The sequence below is a fragment of the Pseudomonas jinjuensis genome, from assembly GCF_900103845.1.
GTDB lineage: Bacteria > Pseudomonadota > Gammaproteobacteria > Pseudomonadales > Pseudomonadaceae > Pseudomonas > Pseudomonas jinjuensis.
Genome location: NZ_FNIJ01000010.1, coordinates 38485 through 62178, shown reverse-complemented (window position 1 = coordinate 62178; position 23694 = coordinate 38485). Strand labels below are relative to the sequence as shown.

General features: G+C 67.6%; 16 protein-coding genes. 3 read left to right on the top strand and 13 right to left on the bottom strand.

Annotated elements, in window-relative coordinates; all coding sequences use genetic code 11:
* Positions 1-3144, bottom strand: a complete 3144-nt coding sequence (locus BLR75_RS15360; protein WP_084312915.1) for an efflux RND transporter permease subunit — start codon at positions 3142-3144, stop codon at positions 1-3.
* 15 nt (positions 3145-3159) lie between these two features.
* Entirely contained in the window at positions 3160-4311 is a 1152-nt protein-coding gene (mexA, locus tag BLR75_RS15355; RefSeq protein ID WP_139207028.1) for a multidrug efflux RND transporter periplasmic adaptor subunit MexA, read from the bottom strand.
* Positions 4312-4579: 268 nt separating this feature from the next.
* On the opposite strand from mexA, the gene BLR75_RS15350 reads away from it, so the two are divergent.
* A complete protein-coding gene (locus BLR75_RS15350; protein WP_084312919.1) occupies positions 4580-5023 on the top strand; it encodes a MarR family winged helix-turn-helix transcriptional regulator in 444 nt (147 codons plus the stop codon).
* Between the two features lie 55 nt (positions 5024-5078).
* Here the strand turns inward: BLR75_RS15350 and BLR75_RS15345 are convergent, their stop codons facing one another.
* From BLR75_RS15345 to BLR75_RS15335, 3 genes are all read right to left on the bottom strand, one after another.
* Complete coding sequence (locus tag BLR75_RS15345; RefSeq protein WP_084312921.1) at positions 5079-5654, bottom strand: YceI family protein; 576 nt, start codon at positions 5652-5654, stop codon at positions 5079-5081.
* A gap of 25 nt (positions 5655-5679) precedes the next feature.
* Positions 5680-6234 carry a cytochrome b gene (locus tag BLR75_RS15340; protein WP_084312923.1) on the bottom strand — a complete coding sequence of 185 codons (555 nt, stop codon included), beginning with the start codon at positions 6232-6234 and terminating at the stop codon, positions 5680-5682.
* Between the two features lie 186 nt (positions 6235-6420).
* Positions 6421-7899, bottom strand: a complete 1479-nt coding sequence (locus BLR75_RS15335; protein WP_084312925.1) for a flavin monoamine oxidase family protein — start codon at positions 7897-7899, stop codon at positions 6421-6423.
* A 173-nt stretch (positions 7900-8072) separates the two neighbouring features.
* Here BLR75_RS15335 and BLR75_RS15330 point away from each other — a divergent pair, with 173 nt between their 5' ends.
* Positions 8073-9476: an adenosylmethionine--8-amino-7-oxononanoate transaminase gene (locus tag BLR75_RS15330; RefSeq protein WP_084312927.1), complete on the top strand. Its 1404-nt coding sequence runs from the start codon at positions 8073-8075 to the stop codon at positions 9474-9476.
* 85 nt (positions 9477-9561) lie between these two features.
* Complete coding sequence (locus BLR75_RS15325) at positions 9562-10281, top strand: 16S rRNA (uracil(1498)-N(3))-methyltransferase (RefSeq protein ID WP_084312929.1); 720 nt, start codon at positions 9562-9564, stop codon at positions 10279-10281.
* A gap of 239 nt (positions 10282-10520) precedes the next feature.
* On the opposite strand, the gene BLR75_RS15320 is transcribed toward BLR75_RS15325, so the two are convergent.
* The 8 genes from BLR75_RS15320 to pilG all read right to left on the bottom strand — a co-directional run bounded on the left by BLR75_RS15320 (position 10521) and on the right by pilG (position 23581).
* Positions 10521-11012, bottom strand: coding sequence for a chemotaxis protein CheW (locus BLR75_RS15320; RefSeq protein WP_084312931.1), 492 nt, complete (start codon positions 11010-11012; stop codon positions 10521-10523).
* Complete coding sequence (locus BLR75_RS15315; RefSeq protein ID WP_084312933.1) at positions 11009-12046, bottom strand: chemotaxis protein CheB; 1038 nt, start codon at positions 12044-12046, stop codon at positions 11009-11011. The genes BLR75_RS15320 and BLR75_RS15315 overlap by 4 nt, the downstream gene beginning before the upstream one ends.
* Positions 12039-19106, bottom strand: coding sequence for an Hpt domain-containing protein (locus BLR75_RS15310; protein ID WP_084312935.1), 7068 nt, complete (start codon positions 19104-19106; stop codon positions 12039-12041). The genes BLR75_RS15315 and BLR75_RS15310 overlap by 8 nt, the downstream gene beginning before the upstream one ends.
* 24 nt (positions 19107-19130) lie before the next feature.
* Complete coding sequence (locus BLR75_RS15305) at positions 19131-19988, bottom strand: CheR family methyltransferase (protein ID WP_084312937.1); 858 nt, start codon at positions 19986-19988, stop codon at positions 19131-19133.
* A 62-nt stretch (positions 19989-20050) separates the two neighbouring features.
* Positions 20051-22099 (bottom strand): methyl-accepting chemotaxis protein, encoded by a 2049-nt coding sequence (locus tag BLR75_RS15300; RefSeq protein ID WP_084312939.1) that lies wholly within the window; start codon positions 22097-22099, stop codon positions 20051-20053.
* Positions 22100-22183: 84 nt separating this feature from the next.
* Positions 22184-22720 (bottom strand): chemotaxis protein CheW, encoded by a 537-nt coding sequence (locus BLR75_RS15295; RefSeq protein WP_084312941.1) that lies wholly within the window; start codon positions 22718-22720, stop codon positions 22184-22186.
* A 44-nt stretch (positions 22721-22764) separates the two neighbouring features.
* A complete protein-coding gene (pilH, locus tag BLR75_RS15290; protein WP_084312943.1) occupies positions 22765-23130 on the bottom strand; it encodes a twitching motility response regulator PilH in 366 nt (121 codons plus the stop codon).
* Between the two features lie 43 nt (positions 23131-23173).
* On the bottom strand, positions 23174-23581 hold the full coding sequence (pilG, locus tag BLR75_RS15285) for a twitching motility response regulator PilG (RefSeq protein WP_084312945.1): 408 nt from the start codon (positions 23579-23581) through the stop codon (positions 23174-23176).
* Positions 23582-23694: the final 113 nt, after the last annotated feature.

The window sequence follows — 23694 nt, the reverse complement described above, 5'->3', positions numbered from 1 at the left end:
TCAATGCCCCGATTCGGTGACTGCGGACTGCTCGCGGGTCGCGCGGTCCTTGAACATGGTGCTCACCAGCACATAGAACAGCGGCACCCAGAAGATCGCCAGCACGGTCGCGGTGAACATGCCGCCGATCACGCCGGTACCGATCGCGTGCTGGCTGCCGGAACCGGCGCCGCTGGAGATCGTCAGCGGCAGCACGCCGAGGATGAAGGCCAGCGAGGTCATCACGATCGGGCGCAGACGCATGCGGCAGGCCTCGATGGCCGCCTCGACTATGTCCTTGCCCTGCTCGTGCAGTTCCTTGGCGAACTCGACGATGAGGATGGCGTTCTTCGCCGACAGGCCGATGGTGGTGAGCAGGCCGACCTGGAAGAACACGTCGTTGGACAGGCCGCGCAGCGAGGTGGCGATCAGCGCGCCGATGACCCCGAGCGGCACCACCAGCATCACCGAGAACGGAATCGACCAGCTCTCGTACAGCGCCGCCAGGCAGAGGAACACCACGATCAGCGACAGGGCGTAGAGCGCCGGCGCCTGCGAGCCTGACAGGCGTTCCTCGTAGGAAATGCCGGTCCAGGAGTAGCCGATACCGGTGGGCAGCTGGCTGATGATCTCCTCGGCCACCGCCATCGCCTCGCCGGTGCTGCGGCCGGGCGACGGCGCACCGAGAATTTCCACCGCCGGCACGCCGTTGTAGCGCGACAGCTTCGGCGAACCGTAGACCCAGTAGCCGTTGGCGAAGGCGGTGAACGGCACCATCTCGCCCTGGTCGTTGCGCACGTACCACTTGCCCAGGTCTTCCGGGGTCATCCGCGCATTCGGCTGGCCCTGCAGGTAGACCTTCTTCACCCGGCCTCGGTCGATGAAGTCGTTGACGTAGTTGGAACCCCAGGCGATGGAAATCGTGGTGTTCACGTCGGCCAGCGAAATCCCCAGGGCGCGGGCCTTCTCGTCGTCGATCTCGAGCTGGTACTGCGGCTCGTCGTTGAGGCCGTTGGCGCGCACGCTGTCCAGCTCGGGCCGCTGGTACGCCAGGTCGAGGAACTTGTCGCGGGCCGCCATCAGGGCTTCGTGGCCGAGGCCGGCCTGGTCCTGCAGGTACAGGTCGAAGCCGGTGGCGTTGCCCAGTTCCAGCACCGCCGGCGGCGCGAAGGCGAACACCCGGGCGTCGATGAAGCGCTCGAAGTGCTTCTGCGCGCGCTCGGCCAGGGCGAACACGCTGTTCTCCTTGCCTTCGCGTTCTTCCCACGGCTTGAGCATGATGAACGCCATGCCCGAACTCTGCCCGCGGCCGGCGAAGTTGAAGCCGGTCACGGTGAACACCGAGTTGACCGCCGCCGATTCCTCGTTCAGCAGGTACTCGCGCATCTGGTCGACCACCTTCTGCGTGCGCTCGGAAGTCGAGCCGGCAGGGGTCTGCACCTGGGCGAACAGCACGCCCTGGTCCTCGTCGGGGAGGAACGCGGTGGGGATGCGGGCGAACAGCCAGACCATGCCGGCGATGATCACCACGTAGAGCAGCAGGTAGGACGTGCGGCGCTTGAGAATGCCTGCTACGCCGCGCTCGTAGCCCTCGGTGGCGGAGATGAACCAGCGGTTGAACCAGCCGAAGAAGCCGCCCTTGTTCTCGCCATGGTCGCCCTTGTGGATCGGCTTGAGCATGGTCGCGCAGAGCGCCGGGGTCAGCACCAGCGCCACCAGCACCGAGAGGGCCATGGCCGAGACGATGGTGATGGAGAACTGCCGGTAGATCACCCCGGTGGAGCCGCCGAAGAACGCCATCGGCAGGAACACCGCCGACAGCACCAGGGCGATGCCGACCAGCGCGTCCTGAATCTGGTCCATGGACTTGCGCGCGGCCTCCCGTGGCGACAGGCCTTCCTCGGCCATCACCCGCTCGACGTTCTCCACCACCACGATGGCGTCGTCCACCAGCAGACCGATGGCCAGCACCATGCCGAACATGGTCAGGGTGTTGATCGAGAAGCCGAACGCGGCGAGCACGCCGAAGGTGCCGAGCAGCACCACCGGCACGGCGATGGTCGGGATCAGCGTGGCGCGGAAGTTCTGCAGGAACAGGTACATGACCAGGAACACCAGCAGGATCGCCTCGCCGAGGGTCTTCACCACCTCATGGATGGAGGCCGAGACCACCGGCGTGGTGTCGTACGGGTAGACGATCTTCATGCCCTGGGGGAAGAACGGCTCCAGCCGGCCGAGGGTCGCGCGCACCGCCTTGGCGGTATCCAGCGCGTTGGCGCCGGCGGCCAGCTTGATGGCGATGCCGGAGGCCGGGCTGCCGTTGAACTGGGCGCTGATGTTGTAGTCCTGGCCGCCGAGGCCGACCTGGGCGACGTCCTTCAGGCGCACCTGGGAGCCGTCGGCGTTGACCTTGAGCAGGATGTTGCCGAACTGCTCGGCGGTCTGCAGGCGGGTCTTGCCGATGATGGTGGCGTTGAGCTGCTGCCCGCGCACCGCCGGCAGGCCGCCGAGCTGGCCGGAGGAGACCTGGACGTTCTGCGCCTGGATCGCCGACTTCACGTCGCCGGGGGTCAGCTGGTAGCTGTTCAGCCGCGCCGGGTCGAGCCAGACGCGCATGGCGTACTGCGAACCGAACACCTGGAAGTCGCCGACGCCGGCGGTCCGCGACAGCGGGTCCTGGATGTTGGAGACGATGTAGTTGGACAGGTCTTCCTTGGTCATGCTGCCGTCGGTGGAGACGACGCCGACCACCATCAGGAAGTTCTTCACCGCCTTGGTCACGCGGATGCCCTGCTGCTGCACTTCCTGCGGCAACAGGGGGCTGGCCAGCTGCAGCTTGTTCTGCACCTGCACCTGGGCGATGTCCGGGCTGGTGCCCTGGTCGAAGGTGACGGTGATGGTCATGCTGCCGTCGGAGTTGCTCTCCGAGGAGATGTAGCGCAGGCCGTCCAGGCCATTCATCTGCTGCTCGATGACCTGCACCACGGTGTTCTGCACGGTTTCCGCGGAAGCGCCCGGATAGGCCACCTGGATGGCGATGGCCGGCGGCGCGATGGCCGGGTACTGGTTCACCGGCAGCTTGAGGATCGCCAGCCCGCCCGCGAGCATGATCACCAGCGCGATCACCCAGGCGAAGATGGGCCGGTCAATGAAAAACTTCGACATTGCGGATTTCCTCGCTTAACCCTGGGCGCCCGTCACCGCCAACGGCTTGGCGGCCTCTGGTTCGGATGCCACGTTGCGCGCCGGCACCGGCTTGGCTTCGTCGCCCGGGTGCACGTACTGCAGGCCCTCGGTGATGATGCGGTCGCCGGGGTTGAGGCCCTTGCTCACCAGCCACTTGTCGCCGATCACGCGGTCGGCCTTGAGCACGCGCAGCTCGACCTTGTTCTCCGCATTCAGCACCAGCGCGGTGGCCTGGCCCTTGATGTCGCGGGTCACGCCCTGTTGCGGGGCGAGGATCGCCTGGCGCTTCACGCCTTCCAGCAGCTGCGCGTGGACGAACATGCCGGGCAGCAGGTCATGCTTCGGGTTGGGGAACACGGCGCGCAGGGTCACCGAACCGGTGCCCGGGTCCACCGAGACTTCGGAGAACTCCAGGGTGCCTTGGTGGGTGTACTCGGAACCGTCCTCGAGGAACAGCCTGACCTTGGCGGCGTTCTCCCCGGCCTTCTCCAGCAGGCCCTCGGCCAGCTCGCGACGCAGGCGCAACAGGGCGGTGGACGGCTGGGTGACGTCGACGTAGATCGGGTCGAGCTGCTGCACCGTGGCCAGTGCGTTGGCCTGGCCGTTGGTGACCAGCGCGCCCTCGGTGACCGCGGAACGGCCGATGCGCCCGGAGATCGGCGACAGCACCCTGGTGTAGCGCAGGTTGATCTGCGCCGCGTCCACCGCGGCCTTGGCCTGCAGCGCCGCGGCCTGGGCGTCGGCGTACTGCTGCTTGCTCACCGCCTCGTCGGCCACCAGCAGCTTGTAGCGCTCGGCCTGCTGCTGGGTGGACATCAGGTTGGCGCGGGCGCTCTGGTAGGTCGCCTCGTAGGTCGCCGGGTCGATCTGGTAGAGCTGCTGGCCGGCCTTGACGTCGCTGCCTTCCTTGAACAGGCGCTTGAGAATGATGCCGTTGACCTGCGGACGCACCTCGGCAACGCGGAACGCCGTGGTACGGCCCGGCAGTTCGCTGTTCAGCATCACAGCCTGGGGCTGCAGGGTGACCACGCCGACTTCGGGAATGTGGTTCTCCTGCGGCGGCTCGGTCTTCTCGCATCCGGCAAGGGCCGTCAGGGCGACCAGCAGGGCCGGTAGCAGAGCGCGCGTGGCTGGCGTTCGTTGCATCTCGTTGTCCTCATGAGCGAAACCCCGGACCGTCGCTATCGGCTGGCGGCCCGGAAAGCACGCAAAAATACTTACATTCAACACTGTCTGTAAACGACCGAACGCCCTGGACGACATCTACTGAAACGATTGAGCAAAAAGCCGTTTCTTTCAGCAGGCCGTGCAAGGCAGGGCCATATTTGGCGCAAAGTTGATTCCGTCAACTAAAATAAGCAATATGGTTGATCCAATCAACCGGATTTACATTCCACTTACCCCGATCAGAGCCATGACCAACCCCGTGAATCCCGACCTGCCGAAAACCCTGCTGGAAGTGTTCGAGCAGTTGCGCGCGCACCTGCAGATCGGCCTGTGCGAGCAGGGGCTGGAGCTGACGCCGCCGGATGTCTGCCTGCTCGAACTGATCGGCTCCGACGCCGGGCTGAGCCTGCAGGACGTGGGCCGGCAGATGAGCCGGGACAAGGCGCTGATCACCCGCAAGATCCGCGAGATGGAAGCCCGCGGCCTGGTCCGCCGCGAGCGCAACCCGCACGATGCGCGCAGCTTCCGCCTGTTCCTCACCGAGGCCGGCGAGCAGGTGGACCGCCAGGCCCGGAACATCCAGGCGCGCAGCCATCGCAGCCTGTTCGGCGGGCTGGACAGCGACGAGCAGGCCACCCTCGCCCGGCTGCTGCGGCAGTGCCTGGAGCGCCAGGCGACGGTGGACAGCTGAAGGGCTCAACGAAAAAACGCCGGCGATTGCCGGCGTTTTCGTCATAGCGCACCTGCTACTGGCGAACACCTTCCACCGACAGGACCAGTTCGACTTCCTGGGAAGCCGGGCCGAGGTCCTTCTGGATGTCGAAGTCCTTCAGCTTGAGGGTGGTGGTGCCGTGGAAGCCGGCACGGTAGCCGCCCCACGGGTCGTCGCCCTGGCCGATCAGCTGGGCCTTGATGGTGACCGGCTTGGTCACGCCGTTCAGGGTCAGGTTGCCGGTGATCTCGGCATCGTTGGTGGCGGTCTTGACCGAGGTGGACTCGAAGGTCGCGGTCGGGAACTTGCCGACGTTGAGGAAATCCGGGCTGCGCAGGTGCTTGTCACGCTCGGCGTGGTTGGTGTTCACGCTGTTGGTGTTGATGGTGACCTTGACCTTGTCGGCGGCGGGGTTCTTCTCGTCGAAGGTGAAGGCGCCGTCGAAGTCGTCGAAGCGGCCGTACAGCCAGCTGTAGCCCAGGTGCTGGATGCGGAATTCGATGAAGGCGTGCTGGCCTTCCTTGTCGATCTTGTAGTCGGCGGCCATGGCCTGGCCGGCCGAGAACAGCACGGTGCCGAACGCCAGGGCGGCGAAGGTCTTCTTCAGCATGGACAATCTCCTTATCGGTGAGGTGTCAGTCGGCGGAACGGCCGAGCATACGGGTGAGAGTGGGATCGCGATCGAGGAAATGGTGCTTGAGCGCCGCCAGCGCGTGCAGCACGGCCAGGACGACCAGCGACCAGGCCAGGTAGAAGTGGATGACTCCGGCGACGTCGGCCTGCTCCGGCAGGCCGCTGAGGGTTGCCGGCACGGAGAACCAGCCGAACACGTCGATGGCCACGCCCTCGGCGGTGGAAATCAGGTAGCCGGAGATCAGCACGCCGAACAGCAGCAGGTACAGCGCGAGGTGGCCCAGCACGGTGGCGACGCGGGTCAGGCTGCCGTGGTTGGCCGGCGCCGGCGGCGGCGGGCTGAGGAAGCGCCAGACCACGCGCAGGAGCATGGCGATGAGCAGCAGGATGCCGATGCCTTTGTGGATCTCGGGGGCGCGGTGGTACCAGGTGTCGTAGTAGTCCAGCTCGACCATCCACAGACCGAGTCCGAACAGGCCGAATACGACCAGCGCGCCCGCCCAGTGCAGGAACAGGCTGACCAGACCGTAACGGGCGGGGGTGTTGCGCCATTGCATCGAAAGACATCCCTTGTTGACCGAGGCATCAAGATTAGCGGCAAATAGATCGAAATAAAGTAGAAAATCCTGCTCTGAAACATCGACAAACAAGATAGGTCACCCGGCTTCCCTACCCTTCCGACTGCCTTCCGCCAGATACGACGATGCCGGCATTTAGCCGGCATCGTCGTGGTCAGGTTCAGGTTAGAACAATTTGCGGAACCAGCTCTTTTTCTCTTCGCCCGGCTCGCCGGCGGCCCTGGCCGCAGGCCTGGCAGCCACCGCGCCGCCTTCCAGCTCCGGCGACCTGCCGGCCTGCAGGTCGCGCACCTGGCTGGCGGCGCGCTTGCCGCTGCGCAGGGCGCCTTCCAGGGTGCCCGGATACAGCGCATCGGTGTGCTCGCCGGCGAAGGCGACGCGCGCCACCGGCTTCTCCCACACGCGCCAGAAGCGGCTGATCTGCCCCGGACCGTAGGCCAGGTAGGAACCGCCGGTACCGACGTCGGCGCTGTAGCGGCGCAGTTCGTAGCCGGCGAAGGCGCCGCGCATCTTCGGGTAGTACTTGTTCATGCGGATCAGCACCTGGTCGACCATCTGCCGGTCGCCGAACGCCTGCAGCACGCGGGCGTTGTCGCCGGACAGGTTGACCAGCACGTTGGCCGCGCCCTTCAGCGCCGGCTCGACCCAGATCATGCCCAGGCCCTGGTCGCTGTAGATCTCGCCGGAGAGACGGGTCTTGTCGTCCCACACCGGGCGCTTGAACTTCATCAGGATCTGGTCGCGCCAGCCGTAGTTGGTGCTCTTCAGCGCGGCCTGCTGGGCTTCGCTGAGGCTCGGGGTCATCTGGATCTGGGCGAGGGCGCGCAGCGGCACCGCCAGCACCAGGTAGTCTGCCTTGTAGCCGGTGGCGCCGACCTTGACCGTCACGCCGTCCTTGTCCTGGCTGATCGAGGTCACCCGGGCGTCGGTCCTGATGGTCTTCAGCTGCTTGACGAATGCCTGCGCCAGCACCTGGCTGCCGCCCGGCAGGCGCGCAGCGCGCAGGTCGCGGTCATCGACGCCGCGGTAGACCCGGCCCTGCTGGGCGAGGTACAGCAGCGACAGGCGCGACGGCTCGTCGTAGCGCGAACGGATGCGCTGGTTGATCAGCAGGCGCGCGGTGGGCGACAGGTTGAGCTGGTCGAGCCAGCGCGCCGCGTTCATCTGGTCGAGGGCGAACAGGGTCCTGGTGGCCAGCGGATTGAGCGGGTCGTCGATGGAAGCGGACAGCTCATCGAGCTTCTGCTCGGCGCGCTTGAGGTCGGCGGCCACGGTCGGCAGCTTCTTCTGCAGGTCGCCGGTGGAATAGTAGAGGCCGTCGATCAGATAGCCGGGGTTGCGCACGAAGTCCGGCGCCGGCACCGACTTCACCTTCAGCGCGTCGAGATAGGCGTTCAGCGTCGGCTGTGTCCTGCTGTTGCCGATCCACTCGCTGGTGGCCAGGCCCGAACGCCCACCGGCTTGCGCCTTGGCTTCCAGCAGGGTGACCTGCCAGCCCGACTGCTGCAGCTCGTAGGCCGCGCTCAGGCCCGCCAGGCCGCCGCCGACAACGATCGCCGTCGGCTGTTTGTCCTTGCCCAGCGCGATCACGCTGAAGGCCCCCAAAACGACCAGCGCCGCGGCGCGCAGCCATCCCCTCTTCATCACCGGAATCCCCCGAATACTGCAAAGCCGCGCAGCATACGCCAGCGCCGAAATGCCGGCCAGATGCGCTCCGTCGGCGCCCCCTGCCGGTTGTACGAACTTGTTCCTTCGGCGGTCATTGCATAGGCTTGCGCGACCGTCGAAGACGCCCGTTCCGATGTAGGAGATTGCCGATGAGCCTGAACGCCGAGTGGATGCAGCGCGACCTGAACGTGCTCTGGCACCCCTGCACCCAGATGAAAGACCACGAACGCCTGCCGGTCGTTCCGATCCGCCGCGGCGAAGGCGTCTGGCTGGAAGACTTCGAGGGCAGGCGCTACCTGGATGCGGTCAGCTCCTGGTGGGTCAACGTCTTCGGCCACGCCAACCCGCGCATCAACCAGCGCATCAAGGACCAGGTCGACCAGCTGGAGCACGTGATCCTCGCCGGCTTCAGCCATCAGCCGGTGATCGAGCTGTCCGAGCGCCTGGTGAAGATCACCCCGCCCGGCCTGTCGCGGGTGTTCTACGCCGACAACGGCTCCTCCGGCATCGAGGTGGCGCTGAAGATGAGCTACCACTACTGGCTCAACAGCGGCCAGCCGGCGAAGAAGCGCTTCGTCACCCTGAGCAACAGCTACCACGGCGAGACGGTGGCGGCGATGTCGGTGGGCGACGTGGCGCTGTTCACCGAAACCTACAAGTCGCTGCTGCTGGACACCATCAAGGTGCCGAGCCCGGACTGCTACCTGCGCGCCGAGGGCGTGAGCTGGGAAGAGCACTCGCGGGCGATGTTCGAGCACATGGAGCGCACCCTCGAAGCGAAGCACGGGGAGATCGCCGCGGTGATCGTCGAGCCGCTGGTGCAGGGCGCGGGCGGCATGCGCATGTACCACCCGGTCTACCTCAAGTTGCTGCGCGAGGCCTGCGACCGCTACGGCGTGCACCTGATCCACGACGAGATCGCCGTCGGCTTCGGCCGCACCGGGAGCATGTTCGCCTGCGAGCAGGCCGGCATCACCCCGGACTTCCTGGTGCTGTCCAAGGCCCTCACCGGCGGCTACCTGCCGATGGCCGCGGTGCTGACCACCGATAACGTGTACCAGGCGTTCTACGACGACTACGCGACCCTGCGCGCCTTCCTCCACTCGCACACCTACACCGGCAACCCGCTGGCCTGCGCCGCTGCCCTGGCGACCCTGGACATCTTCGAGCAGGACAGGGTGATCGAGGCCAACCGCGGCCTTGCCGCGCACATGGCGAAGGCCACCGCCCACCTCGCCGATCACCCGCACGTGGCCGAGGTGCGCCAGACCGGGATGATCCTGGCCGTCGAGATGGTCCAGGACAAGGCCGGCAAGGTCGCCTATCCCTGGCAGGAACGCCGCGGCCTGCGCGTCTTCCAGCACGCCCTGGAACGCGGCGCGCTGCTGCGCCCGCTGGGCAGCGTGGTGTACTTCCTGCCGCCCTACGTGATCACCCCGGAACAGATCGACTTCCTCGCCGAAGTCGCCAGCGAGGGCATCGATATCGCCACCCGTGACGCGGTGAGCGTGGCGGTCAGCGATTTCCATCCGGATCATCGCGATCCGGGCTGACAGCGGCGGCAGGCTTCAGGCCACAGGCTGCAGGCGATACACTCCGCGCCTGTAGCCTGCAGCCCATAGCCTGAAGCCCAAAAACATGCGCCTCTCCCGCTTCTTCATCGACGCCCCCCTCTCCCTCGGCCAGCACGAACTGCCCGAAGCCCAGGCCCACTACATCGGCCGGGTGCTGCGGCATGCCGTGGGCGACGCCGTGCAACTGTTCGACGGGTCGGGCCGGGAATATCTCGGCGAGCTGATCGAGGTCGGCAAGAAGAACGTGCGCGTCGAACTGCGCGAGGAACTCGCCGGCCTGGCCGAATCGCCGCTGCGCATCCACCTCGGCCAGGGCCTGTCCCGCGGCGAGCGGATGGACTGGGCGATCCAGAAGGCCACCGAACTGGGTGCGGCGGAAATCACCCCCATCGTCAGCGAACGCTGCGAAGTCCGCCTGAAGGACGAGCGCGCCGACAAGCGCCTGGCGCACTGGCGGCAGATCGCGATCAGCGCCTGCGAACAGTGCGGCCGTTCGGTGCTGCCGGTGATCAATGCGCCGCTGAGCCTGGCCGACTGGCTGGCGTCGACCGAAGCGCAGCTGAAGCTGGTCCTGCATCCGGTGGCCGAGCCGCTGGCCAGCCATCCGCGGCCGGACACCCTGGCCTTCCTGATCGGCCCGGAGGGTGGCCTGAGCGACGCCGAAGTGGATCAGGCGAAAGCCGCCGGCTACCACGCCGCCCGCCTCGGCCCGCGGGTGCTGCGCACCGAGACCGCACCGGTGGTGGCGCTCAGCGTGGCGCAGCAGTTGTGGGGGGATTTCTGAGAGCGCTCCTGCGTCCGCCTTACCCCGGGTCGCGGGCATGGCCCGCTCCTGCGCGGTTCGATGGAATTTCCGGGTAGGGCGCATAACGCGCCAGCGTTATCCGCCATCCCATTGGCGTGGCCTTGTCGGCGGATGAAGCGTTCCGCTTCATTCCCCCTACACCAGAGGCTGGCCATGGCGCGAAGACAGTTGCTCCTGCAGCGGACCTGTAGGAACGGGCCATGCCCGCGACCAAAGGGCTAGATGAACCCACCATCCGCCAGCATCTGCTCCAACGCCATCAGGTCCGGAATCCGCGCCACATCATCGCCCACGCGCACCGCATCCAGTTCCAGCGGCGCCAGCGGCACGTCGGCGCGCGCCAGCTCTGGACCGAGCTTCACCGAGCGCGGAATGCCCTGCACCAGCAGGGCGAGGAACTTGACCCGCGGCCGGCCGCCGAGGGCGTTGATCACGATCACCCGCGCACCGGCGGCGATCCGCGTCTGGCCGCCGGCGGCGCTCTCGAAGGACAGCAGCGGCAGGCGCAGGTCGCGCCAGCTGATCTGCCCGAGGTACCAGTCCGGCAAGCCGGCCACGGCCTGCGGCGCGCGATAGGCGATCAGCTCGGCCACCGCCACGTTGGGCAGCAGCAGGGAACGGTCGGCCAGCGGCACCAGCAGGCCGGTCAGGCTGGCCGGGCCGGCGGCCGCATCCTGGGCATCGCCGCCGCGCACGGGAAGCTCGTTCATGAAATCACTCCGCTAGGCACGCAGTGTGCCGCCAGATGGTTGACCAGGGCCGCCGCGAGTCCGCGCGGATCGGCGGTGAAGCTGCTGTAGCCGGCCTCGCGCAGGCTGTCCGGCATGCTCGAACAGGCGCAGCTGTCGGCGCGCTGCGTCCAGATTTCCCCGCCCTGGCGGCGCACGTAGGCGGCCGCCGCGCTGCCGTCGCTGCACATGCCGCTGAAGACGATCACCCCGCAGCGCTCACCGTAGCGCTGCGCCAGGTTGAGCATCATCTGGTCGATCGACGGGCTGTACGGCTCCGGCCACGGCCGTTCGCCGATCTGCATGCGCCCTTCCTCGTCGAAACCGAGTTCCCGGGCGACCGGCACCACCACTACCTCGCCGCAGCGCACCGCGTCGCCGGACCGCGCCTGGTTGACGTGCCACTGGCTGTGGCGGCCGACGGCCTGGGGCAGGCGCGGCTCGAAGGCCGGGTCGATGTGCTGGGCATACAGCAATCCGATCGGCAGTCCGCCCGGCAGCGCGTCGAGGAACGCCTTGACCGCCGCCGGCCCGCCCATCGAAGCGGCGAGCAGCCAGACTTCCCGCGCCGGTTCGCCGGCCTGCAGCGGGGCCGCGGCCAGGTTCGCCGGCAGCTCGATCCGCGCCGGCCGCTGCGCCTCGCCGAGCAGGGCGTCCAGGCTCTGCCCGACGCCGGCGCTGGGGTCGCCGACCAGCCGCCGCAGCTTGCCCACCAGCCGCCGCTCCCAGCGCGGATAGTGCTCGGAATGCCGCTCCGGCGCGTTGCCCTCGCCGAACAGCACCGGCGCGCGGTCCTGCTCCAGCAGATGGTCGAGCACCGGCGAATCCTCCTGCTGCATCAGGTCCACCAGCCACAGATCCGGCGCGCAGGCTTCCAGCTGCGCCTGCTCCAGGCGCCCCGGGTCGGCATTCAGCACCACCTGGTAGCCGTGCGCGGACAGGGCCTGCTGCAGGACGTGGCGCTGCAGCGAGGTGTCGGCGATGACCGCGATCCGCGGCGCGCTGCGCTCATCCATGGGTCTTGACCAGGCGCTGAATGGCATCCAGCAGCTCGGATTCCTGGTAGGGCTTGCCGAGGTACTGGTTGACGCCGATGGCCAGGGCGCGCTCGCGGTGCTTCTCGCCGGTCCGCGAGGTGATCATGACGATCGGCAGGTCCTTCAGCTGTTCGTCGTGGCGCACCAGGGTCGCCACCTCGAAGCCGTCCATGCGCGGCATCTCGATGTCCAGCAGCATGATGTCCGGCTTGTGTTCCTGCAGTTGGGCGATGGCGTCCACCCCGTCCTTGGCGGTGACCACGTTCATGCCGTTGCGCTCCAGCAGGCGGCTGGTGACCTTGCGCACGGTGACCGAGTCGTCCACCACCATGACCAGGGTCGGCCGCCGGTATTCGCCTTCCAGCGGGATGTCGCTGGCCAGCACGCGCCGCGGCCGGGCCTGCAGCGCCGCGTGCGCATGGCGGGCGCGGATGGTCGCCAGCAGGTCGAGGATCACCACCACGCGGCCGTCGCCGAGGATGGTCGCCCCGGAAATCCCGTTCACCCCGGCGAACTGCGGACCGAGGCTCTTCACCACGATTTCCCGCGAGCCGGCCAGCGCATCCACCTGCACCGCCACCGCATGCTCGGCGGAGCGCACCAGGATCACCGGCAGCGGCAGCGACTGGCCGACCAGCTTGGGATGCTGGCCGTTGTTCAGCAGGTCGCCGAGGTACTTCAGCTCGTAGCTCTGCCCGGCGTACTCGAAGCGCGGCGGTGCGCCGCCCTCCTCGCCCTGCTGCTCGTAGAGCGCCTCCAGCTCGTAGGGCGAAACCCGCACTATGCCTTCGATGGTGTTCAGCGGCAGGGCGTACAGGTCCTCGCCGGAAAGCACCATCAGCGCGCGGTTGACCGACACGGTGAACGGCAGGCGGATGTTGAAGCGGGTGCCGTCGCCGGCGTTCGAGTGGATGCTCACCGAACCGCCGAGCTGCTTGACCTCGGCGTTGGCCACGTCGAGGCCGACGCCGCGCCCGGAAATCTGCGTGACCTTCTCGGCGGTGCTGAAGCCTGCCTCGAGGATGAACTGCAGCACCTCATGGTCGGTGAGATCGCTGTCGGCGCTCATCAGGCCGCGCTCGATGGCCTTGCGGCGCACCGCGTCGAGGCGGATGCCGGCGCCGTCGTCGGCCAGGGTGAGGAGGATGTCGCCGCCTTCCCGGGCAAGATTCAGGCGGATGCTGCCTAGTTCCGGCTTGCCGGCCAGGCGGCGCGCCTCGGACGATTCGATGCCGTGGTCGACGGCGTTGCGCAGCATGTGCTCCAGCGGCGCGACGATGCGCTCCAGCACGCTGCGGTCCATTTCCCCCTCGGCGTTGCTGACCACGAACTCGACCTGCTTGCCCAGTTCGCTGGCCACCTGCCGGACGATCCGCCGCAGCCGCGGCACCAGGCGGTCGAACGGCACCATGCGGGTGCGCATCAGGCCTTCCTGCAGCTCGGTGTTGACCCGCGCCTGTTGCAGCAGCAGGGTCTCGGCGTCGCGGTTCTTCGCCGCCAGAGTTTCCTTCAGGTCGAACAGGTCGGAGGCCGACTCGAACAGTGCGCGGGACAGCTGCTGCAGCTGCGAGTAGCGGTCCATTTCCAGCGGGTCGAAATCCTCGTAGCCGGCGCGCTCGGCGTCCGCCTGGTGGCGCGAGAGGATCTGCGCCTGGGTCTCGATGTCCAGGCGGCGCAACTGGTCGCGCACCCGCTCGATGGTCGCTTCCATTTCCACCAGGGTGGCGCCGACGTCGCTCACCTGCTGCTCGACGCGGCCGCGGAAGATGGAGGTCTCACCGGCCAGGTTGACCAGGTTTTCCAGCAGCGGTGCGGGCACCTTCACCAGTTCCTGCGGCGCGCGGCGGGCGGCGGCTTCCTGGGCCGCCTCCTGGGCGCGGCGAACGAACGGCAGGACCGGCGGCGCCTCGCTGACCTGCACCTCGCTGGGGGCCATGATCGCCTCGGGCAGGCTCGGCGCCTCCTCGGCCGCCTGGATTGCCGATTCATCGGCCTCGATGCGGCGGCGCAGTTCGTCCACCGCGGCCTGCAGTCCCTCGAAGCCGGACTGCGCGTCCAGCAGTAGGCTTTCCGGCCAGGGCGCGCCACGCTGCTGGGCTTCCACCAGATGCTGTTCGAGATCGTGGGCGAGATCACCGAGGCCGCCCTGCCCGGCCAGCCGCGCACCGCCCTTGAGGGTGTGGAGGATGCGCAGCAGCTCGTCCAGCGCAGCGCCGTCGCGCTCGCCGTCCCAGCGGCCGAGCACGCGCTCCATGAGCTCCAGCAGGTCGTCCGCCTCTTCCAGGAATATCTCCTCGATATCCCCGCCCTCGGCCTGCGGCGCGGGCGCGGCGGCCGGCGTCAGGGCGACGCTGGGCGGAACGCCGAGCTGCTCGTCGGGGCTGGCGCGGAACTGCCGGATCGCCTCGACCAGCGGCTTACCTTCCGGCATCGAACGCCGCTGGTAGACCGCTTCGAGCATGTCCGCCAGGCAGTCGTGGCAACGCTGCAGCAGTTCGAACAGCGTCGGGCTGGCGCGCAGGCGGCCGGCGCTGAGCCCCTCGTAGAGGAATTCCAGTTCGTGGGCGAGATCGCCGACCGGGCGAATCTCGGCCATCCGCGCGCCGCCCTTGAGGGTGTGCAGGTCGCGCTGCAGGGCTTCCAGTTCGAGGCTGTTGTCGATGTCGAGCATCCAGCGCTGCAGGGCACCCGCCGCGCTTTCGAGGATGTCGAAGCCTTCCTCGAGGAAAATGTCCACCAGTTCCTGGTCGTGCTCAGGCGGCAGGTCGTCGACGCCGGCGACCGGCTCCGCCGCCGTGGCTTCCGCCACCGGCAGTTCTTCCGGCACCGGAGCCTCCTCCGGAACAGCTTTCGGCTGCAGATCGGCATCGACCACAGGCGTTTCGCGGAAGGCGCGGATCGCCTCGATCAATTCACCCGGGTCGGCCAGCGGCGCGCCGCTGCGAAGCTGTTCGACCTGCGTCGCCAGGCGGTCATGACAACCCTGCAGCAGTCCGGCGAGGGACGGCGATACGCGATGGCGCTGCTCGGCGAAGCCTTCGTAGAGCGATTCGAGCTCATGGGCCAGGTCGCCGATCTCGCGGATGTCGGCCATCCGCGCACCGCCCTTGAGGGTGTGCAGGTCGCGCTGCAGGGAATGCAGGGCGGCGGCGGCTTCTGGCGCGCGCAGCCACTGCTCCAGGGCCTGGCCGGCGCTTTCCAGCAGATCCACCGCCTCGTCGAGGAAGATCGACACCATTTCGTCGTCGATCGCCGGCGGTTGCTGCAGCGGAGCCAGCTGCTGGCGCCGCGCGAAGGCCCTGACCAGCACGTCGTCCTCGGCGGCCAGGGCGGAATCCGGACCCAACGGCCAGGCCAGGCCGTCCGGCAGGTCCTCGCGGGCGGTGTTCCGCGGCAGCAGGAGCAGTTCCTCGTCCTCGGCCGGGAAATCCTCCGCGGTGAAGCTGTCCAGGTCGAGGAAGTCCTCTTCCTCCAGCGCGTGCAGCCCGCCGCTCTCCAGCAACTGGCGCAGCGCCTGTACCTGCTCCGGCCGCGGCGTGACCTGCAGCGCCGCGGCCACCTGGTCCATCATGCCGATCAGGGCTTCGTGGGCCTGCTCGGCAACGCCGAAGAAGGTCTCGTCCACCGCCAGCTGCCCGTCGCGCACGGCCTCGTAGACTGCCTGCAGGGCCTCGCCCAACTCGGCCATCTGCGGCAGCTCGGCCATCCGCGCGCCGCGGCCGAGGGTCGCCAGTTCGTCGAGCAACGCGCCCAGCTCCGTGAGTTCCCCCGGATGTTCGCGCCAGCGGCCGAGCAGGTCTTCGGCATCGAGCAGGATGTCCATGCCTTCGGCGAGGAACACGCCGATCATCTGCGGATCGCTGCCTTCGCTCCGTTCGTCGCGGCGTTGCTCCTCAGCCGCTTCCTGGCGTTCCAGCTGCAGAAGGGCGATCTGCTCCAGCAGCGTTTCGCTGCCCTCGATCGGCGCCAGCGGCCGGCCGCCGAGCAATTGTTCGAGACCGCTGCGGAACAGCCGCGCGGCATCGCGCAGCAGCTCGGCCTCGCGCAGGTCGACCTGCAGCAGGTTGGTCTTGAAGTACTTGACCAGCCGCTCCAGCGGCGTGGCCACTTCGGCGATCGGCAATATCCCCGCCATGTGCGCACTGCCCTTGAGGGTGTGCAGGGCGCGCTGCAGGTCGTCGGTCACCGGCTGCGGCAATTCGCGCTCGCAGTCGGCGAGGAAGGCGTCGAGGGTCTCCAGATGGGCTTCCGCCTCGTTGCGGAAGATCTCCAGCAACTGCGGGTCGAGCCCTTCGTCGAGAACCAGCTCCGGCGCGGGCTCCGCGAGGGCCGGCGTCTCCACCGGCGCCGGTGCCTGCGGCAGCTGCCCGCTGGCCAGGGCGTGGGCGCTGGCGGCCAGGGCGTCCACGTCGTCGCGCTGGCGCTGGGCGCCGGCGGCGAATTCCGCCACCAGTTCCGGCATCAGCGCCACGGCGCCTTCCACCGCCTGGTGGACTGCCGGACGCGCCGCGATGCTGCGGTCGAGCACGCGGTTGAGCAGGTTCTCGATGGACCAGGCCAGTTCGCCGATGACCAGGGCGCGGACCATCCGCCCGCTGCCCTTGAGGGTATGGAAGGCGCGGCGCACCTCGGTGAGCGCCTCGCGCGCCTCGCCGTCGGCCAGCCACAGCGGTAGCTGCTCACCGATGGTTTCCAGCACCTCGCCGGCTTCCTCGATGAACACTTCGCACAGCTCCTCGTCCACCGGCTCCTCGTCCGCCGGCGGCGGCAGCAGGCGGGGCGGGGCGTCGCCGGCAGGCGGATCGATGACCGGAATGGAAGCCGGCGCTTCCGTTTCGGCAGGGGCCGGCTGCATTTCCGGCCAGGGTTCCACGGCCAGCGCCATTTCGCCGGGCGCGGCCTGCGCCTCCGGCTCCACGGCTTCCAGCGGGCCACCCAGGCTGAAATCGATGCCTTCTTCCAGAGGCTCCGGAAGCTCGGTTTCCCCCAGCGTCCAGTTGTCGTCGGAGACCAGCAGCGGCTCTTCCGCCGGCGCCGGTTCGCTGGACTGGATCGATGCGTCCTCGTCGATGGCGGTAGCTGCTTCCAGTTCCAGCGGCAGATCGAGGCTGAAATCGACGCCGGCCTCCCGCGGCTCCGGCAGATCGGCCTCGGCCAGCGTCCAGTTGTCGTCCGATACCAGCAGTTCGCTATCCGGTGCTGCCGCAGCGGAATCGGCTTGCGCCGGTTCGCCCATCAGCAGGGAGTCGGCGACCTGTTCCGGCCAACTGGCGGACAGCACGTCGATTTCATCCAGCGGATCTGCCAGCGGCGCCGGCGCCTCCTCGGCGACGGGCGCGGCGACTTCCGGCTGCGGCCTGAGCGAATAGCCGAGGCTGACCAGGCTTTCCTCGGCGACGTCGAGGATCAGGTCGCCCTGGGTGCCCTGGTCCTCGGCGAGGCGCTCCAGGTAGTACTCGACGCCGGTGATGGCGTCGGCCAGGGTATCCAGGCTGCTCCAGTCGGGAACCGCCCGGCGCGCCAGCAGCTGTTCCTGGATATAGCGGTTGCACGCTTCGAGCAGGGTCGCCGCGCGCTCCTGGGCGATCATCGACAGCCCGCCGCGCACCTGGGTCAGCAGCTCCGGCACCCGGGCCAGATAGTCATGGTTCCACTGCGAGGCGATGAACTCGATGATCGCGTCCTTCGCCTGCTCCAGGCCGTTGCGCGCCTCCTTGATCACCAGCTGGTGGATCTGCTCGACGTCGGTGGTCGGCTGCTGGCCTTCCGCGCCGCCCTGCTCCTCGGCCGGCCCGACCATGCCGGTCAGCGTGGCCTCGACGTAGAGCAGCGCTCCGGCGATATCCATCAGCGCCGCATCGCCGGGTTCCGCCTGGCCGTGCGCCAGGGCGCTCACCGCGTCGATCTGGTCGAGGATGATCCGCCGCGGCTGGCCGAAGCCGAGCACCGCCAGGGTATCGGCGATCTGCTTGAGCGGCGGCGTCAGCGCCTCCAGCTCGCTGGCCAGGCGGCGTTCGCTGCGCACGAAGAGGTCCAGGCTGTCCTTCACCCGCACCAGTTCCTCGCACAGCGCGCCGACCACCGAGCGCATGGCGTCGCGGTCGGGCCCGGACAGGCGGGCGCGTTCCTCGGCGACCACCGAGGCGCCGGGCAGCGCCTCGGCGAGACGGTACTCCTCCTTCAGCGCGCGCACCCTGCTCGACTGGTCGGAAGCCTCGGCGACATAGAACAGCAGGTTCTTGATCAGCTCTTCCGGCGCCGGCTGGTTCATGCCGTCGACGCCCTGCTCGATCAGGCGCTTCAGCTCGTGATCGACCTGGCGCAGCAGGGTGCGCATGGAGGTGCCGTTGCTCAGGCTGCCATTGGCCAGGCTCTCCACCACCGCCGCGGCGATGGGCCAGAGCCGCCCAACCGGCGCCTCGGCGCAGAGGGTTTCCAGGCGGGCGAAGACCTTGGCCATGTAGCCGAGGTTGGTCGGCATTTCCTGGTTGCGGATCACCCCGACCAGCGCCACCTGCAGCGTCTGCCGCAGCTTGCGCAGCAGCGCCGGCAGTTCGCCGGCACTCATCTGTGCGATGGCGTCCTGCGGCAGCGCCGGGCGGCAGTGCGACAGGTCGGGGGAGAACAGGCTGGTTTCCGAGAGCAGCTTTTCGCCGCGCGCGGCACGCAGGTCGTTGAGCAGCGGCAGCACGATCATCGGCAGGTCGCGGCGCGCGCTCTGCACGCGTTCGAGATAGACCGGCAGCTGCAGGATCGCCTGCATCAGCACTTCCAGCGCCTCGGTGCGGCTGGTGGTGCGCTCGTCGATCAGCGCCTGGACCAGCTGCTCCATTTCCTCGGCGAGCAGCGCGGCGCCGTCGAACTCCACCATCTGCAGGGTGCCGCGCACCTGGTGGATGTAGGCCTGGCAGAAGCCCATGCGCGTCGGATCGCGTGGATTCTCGACGAACGCCTCCAGGGCCTGGCGCGCCTGTTTCAGGGTTTCGGCGATCTCGCCTTTCACCCATTCCAGGGCGACATAATCGTGCCGATCACCCATAGCCACTCCGCTCATGTGTCTGTGTCATCCCTTCCGGGTAAAGGCCAGGACCTGTTCATCGGCGACCGCTTCGAGCTGCGGATGGTTCCAGTCCGCCATCTCGCCGACTCCGAGCACCAGCAATCCGCCCGGAGCCAGCCGCTCGACCAGGCGATTGAGGATCTCGCGCCGCCGCCAGCGACGGAAATAGATCAACAGGTTCTGACAAAAGATCACGTCCATGCCGGACATCGGCGCCTGCGCCAGTTCCAGCACATTCAGCCGGGTACAGCAGACCCGCTCCGCCAGGCCGGCGAGCACCTGGTAACGGCCGTCTGCGAGCTTCCGGAAATAACGTTCCGCCAGGGTCGCGCCGAACTCTTCCAGCCTGTGCGCCGGGTAGATCGCCTGACGCGCCTTGCCCAGCGCGCTCAGGCTGATGTCGCTGCCGGTCACGCCGAACAACGGCGGCAGTCCCCTCTCCGCCATGGCCTCCGCGGCGACCATCGCCAGGGAGTAGGCTTCCTCGCCGCTGGAGCAGCCCACGCTCCACAACCGCAACGGCCGCTCCGCAGACAGCGGAAGCCGCTGCAGGTAGCCGGCCAGCAACTCGAAGGAAGGGCGATGGCGGAAGAAGCGGGTTTCCTGGACGGTCAGGCGATCCAGCAGGCTCGACCACTCCAGCGCGCCGCGGGGTCCGTCGGTGACCTGCCGGTAGTAACTGGCGTAATCCCCCACGCCCAGCTCGCGCATGCGCGCGCCGAGGCTGGTCTGCAGGAAGGCCTGGCGCCGCTCGTTGACCACGATGCCGGTGCGATCCTCCAGCAGCGCCTGCCATGCGCGGAACTCCGCGGCCGACATGTCGGCCAACGGCTGCAACGACCACACGCCATCTGCCTGCATGTCGCGCCCCTCGCTCAAGACTGCCGCGCGCCGCCCGGATCAGGACGGCGCACCTCCAATGCTCAGGCCTGCTCCGTGGTATTCGGCAGCTTGAAGCCGGACACGGACTGACGCATCTCGCTCGCCATCTTCGCCAGGGTACCGATGTTGCGCGCGGTGGCGGTGGTACCGGAGGAGGTCTGCGAGGTGATTTCCTGAATCACGTTCATGGTGTTGGAAATATGACCGGCGGAGGACGCCTGCTGACGGGCGGCGTTGGAGATGTTCTGGATCAGCGCCGCCAGGGTCCGCGACACCTTCTCGATCTCCTCCAGGGCGACACCGGCGTCCTGCGCCAGGCGCGCGCCGCGCACCACTTCGCTGGTGGTCTGCTCCATGGAGATCACCGCTTCGTTGGTGTCGGTCTGGATGGTCTTCACCAGCGCCTCGATCTGCTTGGTCGCCGCGGAGGAACGTTCCGCCAGGCGCTGCACCTCGTCCGCCACCACGGCGAAGCCACGGCCCGCGTCGCCGGCCATGGATGCCTGGATCGCGGCGTTCAGGGCGAGGATGTTGGTCTGGTCGGCGATGTCGTTGATCAGGCTGACGATGTCGCCGATCTCCTGGGACGATTCGCCGAGGCGCTTGATCCGCTTGGAAGTGTCCTGGATCTGCTCGCGGATGTTGTCCATGCCGGTGATGGTGTTGTGCACCACCTCGTTGCCCTTGTTGGCGATGGCCACGGAACGTTCCGCCACCGCCGAGGATTCCGAGGCGTTCGCCGATACCTGGTCGATCGACACCGCCATTTCGTTGATCGCCGCGGAAGCGCCGGCGATTTCCTGGGCCTGGTGTTCCGACGCCTCGGCCAGGTGGATGGCGGTAGACTGCGTGTCCTGGGCCGCGCCGGACACCTGCACGGCGGTCTGGTTGATGGTTTCCACCAGTTCGCGCAGCTGGTCGATGGAGTAGTTGATCGAGTCGGCGATGGCGCCGGTGAAGTCCTCGGTCACGGTCGCCGCCACGGTCAGGTCGCCGTCGGCGAGGTCGGCGATCTCGTCGAGCAGACGCAGGATTGCGGCCTGGTTGCGTTCGTTCTTCTCGGCGGTTTCGGCGAGACGGCGGTTGGTTTCGCGCACCATCACCAGGCCGATGAGGATGATCGAACCGAGCGCCAGGATGCCCAGCACGACGCTGGCGACCTGGTTGAACTGACGGCCATTGGCCAGGTTCTCGAAGCCGTCGGCCAGTTGCGAGGCCTTGTCCAGCAGGGTCTGCGAGCCGCCGAAGATGGTGTTCGCCGCTTCCCGCACCTGGAACAGTTCCGGCGAGGTCTCGAGGATCTCGTCCACCGAGCCGGAGACGAATTCGAACAGCTTGCCGATCTCGTTCAGGCGGTCCATCGCCTCGGGGTTGGTCACCCGGGAGATATGCATCGAGGCGTTGCCTTCCTGCATGGCCTTGAGCACGCGGCCGAACAGGCTGGCGTCGCGGCCGAAGCTGTCGGCGGCCTGCACCGAGCTGTCGTCGCCGGCCAGCACCTTGTTCACCGAGCCGAGGATACGTTCGGCGAGCAGCGACTGGCGCTGGGCCACCGCGACCTGGTCGGCCGGAGCGCCGTTCTGCAGCAGGATGTCGACCACCTGCTCGTATTCCACCTGCAGCTGCGGGACGGTTTCGGCGAGGGTCGAGGCCACCTGGTGCAGGGACAGCACGGTCTGCTCGCTGGAGAGGATGGAGTCGGCGTTCTTGCGCAGCAGGTCCCAGTCCTTCTGCACCTCGTCCATCTGCGCCTGCACCGCGACCGGGCTCGGCGGCAGGGCGGTGCTCTCGTCACCCTTGGCCAGGATGTTCCAGCGCTTCTCGAAGTCGACGCGCGCCTCCTTCAGCAACTTGAAGGCCTCGGCCTTGCCCGCCGCCGCCTCGGTGGCGTTCTTGGCGATCCGCTGCGACAGCACGCGCAGCTCGCCGGCGTGGCCGATGTACTGCTTGTCGTGGTTCGCCTGGGTGTTGAGGTAGGCGAAGTTGGCGAACAACAGGACGATCGCCACGATCAGGACCACGAAGAGCCCGGCGATCAGCGAACTGCTGCGCGCCCCCGAGAAAAGACTGCCTGAGTTTGTTTTCTTCATATTCGGCCCCCGCCTGGACCTGCCACGCTTGCGATTTCCATGTCACGACACGGGCCGGCGAGCCGGCCCAACCGGTCAAACGAACTAGCTGGCGACGTCGAGAAAGCCGGGATGCTGCGCCAGCGCATGCGGGCTGAACACCAGCCAGGGCTGTTCTCGATGGAATACGCCATGAATAAAGGGTTGCAGTGCGGCCTCGAGCGGCGGCAGCCGTTCGCTGAAGGTGTCGACCGGGAAGTGCTGCATGCCCAGCACCTCGTCGACGATCAGCCCGGCGAACACCTCGCGGTGCTCAACCACCAGCACCCGCCGCTGCTTGCGCAGGGGCGACAGTTCCGCGCCGAGGAAGCCACACAGATCCATGATGGGCAGCAGGCGGCCGCGCACGTTGGCGACCCCCTTGACCCAGTCGCGCACGCCGGGCAGCAGGGTGTAGCGCGGCTCGTGAAGCACTTCGCCGACCTCCCCCATGGGCGCCACGAAAAGACGCCCGGCCATGCGGAAGCCGATGCCGTTCCAGCTTTGCACCACCTCGCGTTGCGCGGGCAGGCCTGCTGCCAGCTGGCGGCAGCGCTGATCGATCTCGACGAGAAGCTGGAATGGACTGCGAACTTCCGACATGCCGGCCCTGGCCTTCTTCTGGTTATGCGTCGGGTACCGCTGGCTCAGCCGGCCAGTACCGTGTTGATGGTCTTCAGAAGGGTATCTTCGTCGACCGGCTTGGTCAGGTAGTCCTTGGCGCCCTGGCGCTTGCCCCAGACCTTGTCGGTTTCCTGGTCCTTGGTGGTGACGATGATCACCGGGATGGTGCTGGTCTCCGGGTCCTTGGACAGCTGGCGGGTCGCCTGGAAGCCGTTCAGGCCGGGCATGACGATGTCCATCAGGACCACGTCCGGCTTCTCCTGGCGCGCCAGGGCGACGCCGTCGGCGCCGTTCTCGGCCTTGAGCACCTGGTGCGAGTGCTTCTCGAGCATCGCGGTCAGCTTGTACATCTCGGTCGGCGAGTCATCAACAATCAGGATACGAGCCATTGGTTTCCCCATACGAAAAAGCGTCGCGGCAAGGCGCCGGACTTCAGGAAGCGTGCTCCAGCGGAGTGAAGTCGGGCACGTGGGTCTTGATCGCGCCGAGCAGTTCTTCCTTGCTGAAGGGCTTGGTGAGGTACTGGTCGGAACCGACGATGCGCCCCTTGGCCTTGTCGAACAGGCCGTCCTTGGAGGACAGCATGATCACCGGCGTGGATTTGAAAGCGCTGTTGTTCTTGATCAGGGCGCAGGTCTGGTAGCCGTCCAGACGCGGCATCATGATGTCGACGAAGATGATGTTCGGATGGGTGTCGGCGATCTTCGCCAGAGCGTCGAAGCCGTCGATCGCCGTGATGACGTCGCAGCCGACCTTTTTCAGCAGTGTTTCCGCGGTGCGGCGAATCGTTTTCGAATCGTCGATCACCATAACCTTCAAGCCATCGGAATGCTGTTCCATGTTCGCCCTTACACCTCGGTGAATCGTTGTATCTGCCTTATGTCAGTGCGCTAACGCCCTGCCACCGTGGGCTGCAACCCGGTCGTCGGAACCTTTTAGCACACTCCCCCCAA

Coding starts and splice junctions, on each gene's coding strand:
- BLR75_RS15360 (WP_084312915.1), bottom strand. CDS start 3,144: ATGTCGAAGTTTTTCATTGACCGGCCCATCTTCGCCTGGGTGATCGCG.
- mexA (WP_139207028.1), bottom strand. CDS start 4,311: ATGCAACGAACGCCAGCCACGCGCGCTCTGCTACCGGCCCTGCTGGTC.
- BLR75_RS15350 (WP_084312919.1), top strand. CDS start 4,580: ATGACCAACCCCGTGAATCCCGACCTGCCGAAAACCCTGCTGGAAGTG.
- BLR75_RS15345 (WP_084312921.1), bottom strand. CDS start 5,654: ATGCTGAAGAAGACCTTCGCCGCCCTGGCGTTCGGCACCGTGCTGTTC.
- BLR75_RS15340 (WP_084312923.1), bottom strand. CDS start 6,234: ATGCAATGGCGCAACACCCCCGCCCGTTACGGTCTGGTCAGCCTGTTC.
- BLR75_RS15335 (WP_084312925.1), bottom strand. CDS start 7,899: ATGAAGAGGGGATGGCTGCGCGCCGCGGCGCTGGTCGTTTTGGGGGCC.
- BLR75_RS15330 (WP_084312927.1), top strand. CDS start 8,073: ATGAGCCTGAACGCCGAGTGGATGCAGCGCGACCTGAACGTGCTCTGG.
- BLR75_RS15325 (WP_084312929.1), top strand. CDS start 9,562: ATGCGCCTCTCCCGCTTCTTCATCGACGCCCCCCTCTCCCTCGGCCAG.
- BLR75_RS15320 (WP_084312931.1), bottom strand. CDS start 11,012: ATGAACGAGCTTCCCGTGCGCGGCGGCGATGCCCAGGATGCGGCCGCC.
- BLR75_RS15315 (WP_084312933.1), bottom strand. CDS start 12,046: ATGGATGAGCGCAGCGCGCCGCGGATCGCGGTCATCGCCGACACCTCG.
- BLR75_RS15310 (WP_084312935.1), bottom strand. CDS start 19,106: ATGGGTGATCGGCACGATTATGTCGCCCTGGAATGGGTGAAAGGCGAG.
- BLR75_RS15305 (WP_084312937.1), bottom strand. CDS start 19,988: ATGCAGGCAGATGGCGTGTGGTCGTTGCAGCCGTTGGCCGACATGTCG.
- BLR75_RS15300 (WP_084312939.1), bottom strand. CDS start 22,099: ATGAAGAAAACAAACTCAGGCAGTCTTTTCTCGGGGGCGCGCAGCAGT.
- BLR75_RS15295 (WP_084312941.1), bottom strand. CDS start 22,720: ATGTCGGAAGTTCGCAGTCCATTCCAGCTTCTCGTCGAGATCGATCAG.
- pilH (WP_084312943.1), bottom strand. CDS start 23,130: ATGGCTCGTATCCTGATTGTTGATGACTCGCCGACCGAGATGTACAAG.
- pilG (WP_084312945.1), bottom strand. CDS start 23,581: ATGGAACAGCATTCCGATGGCTTGAAGGTTATGGTGATCGACGATTCG.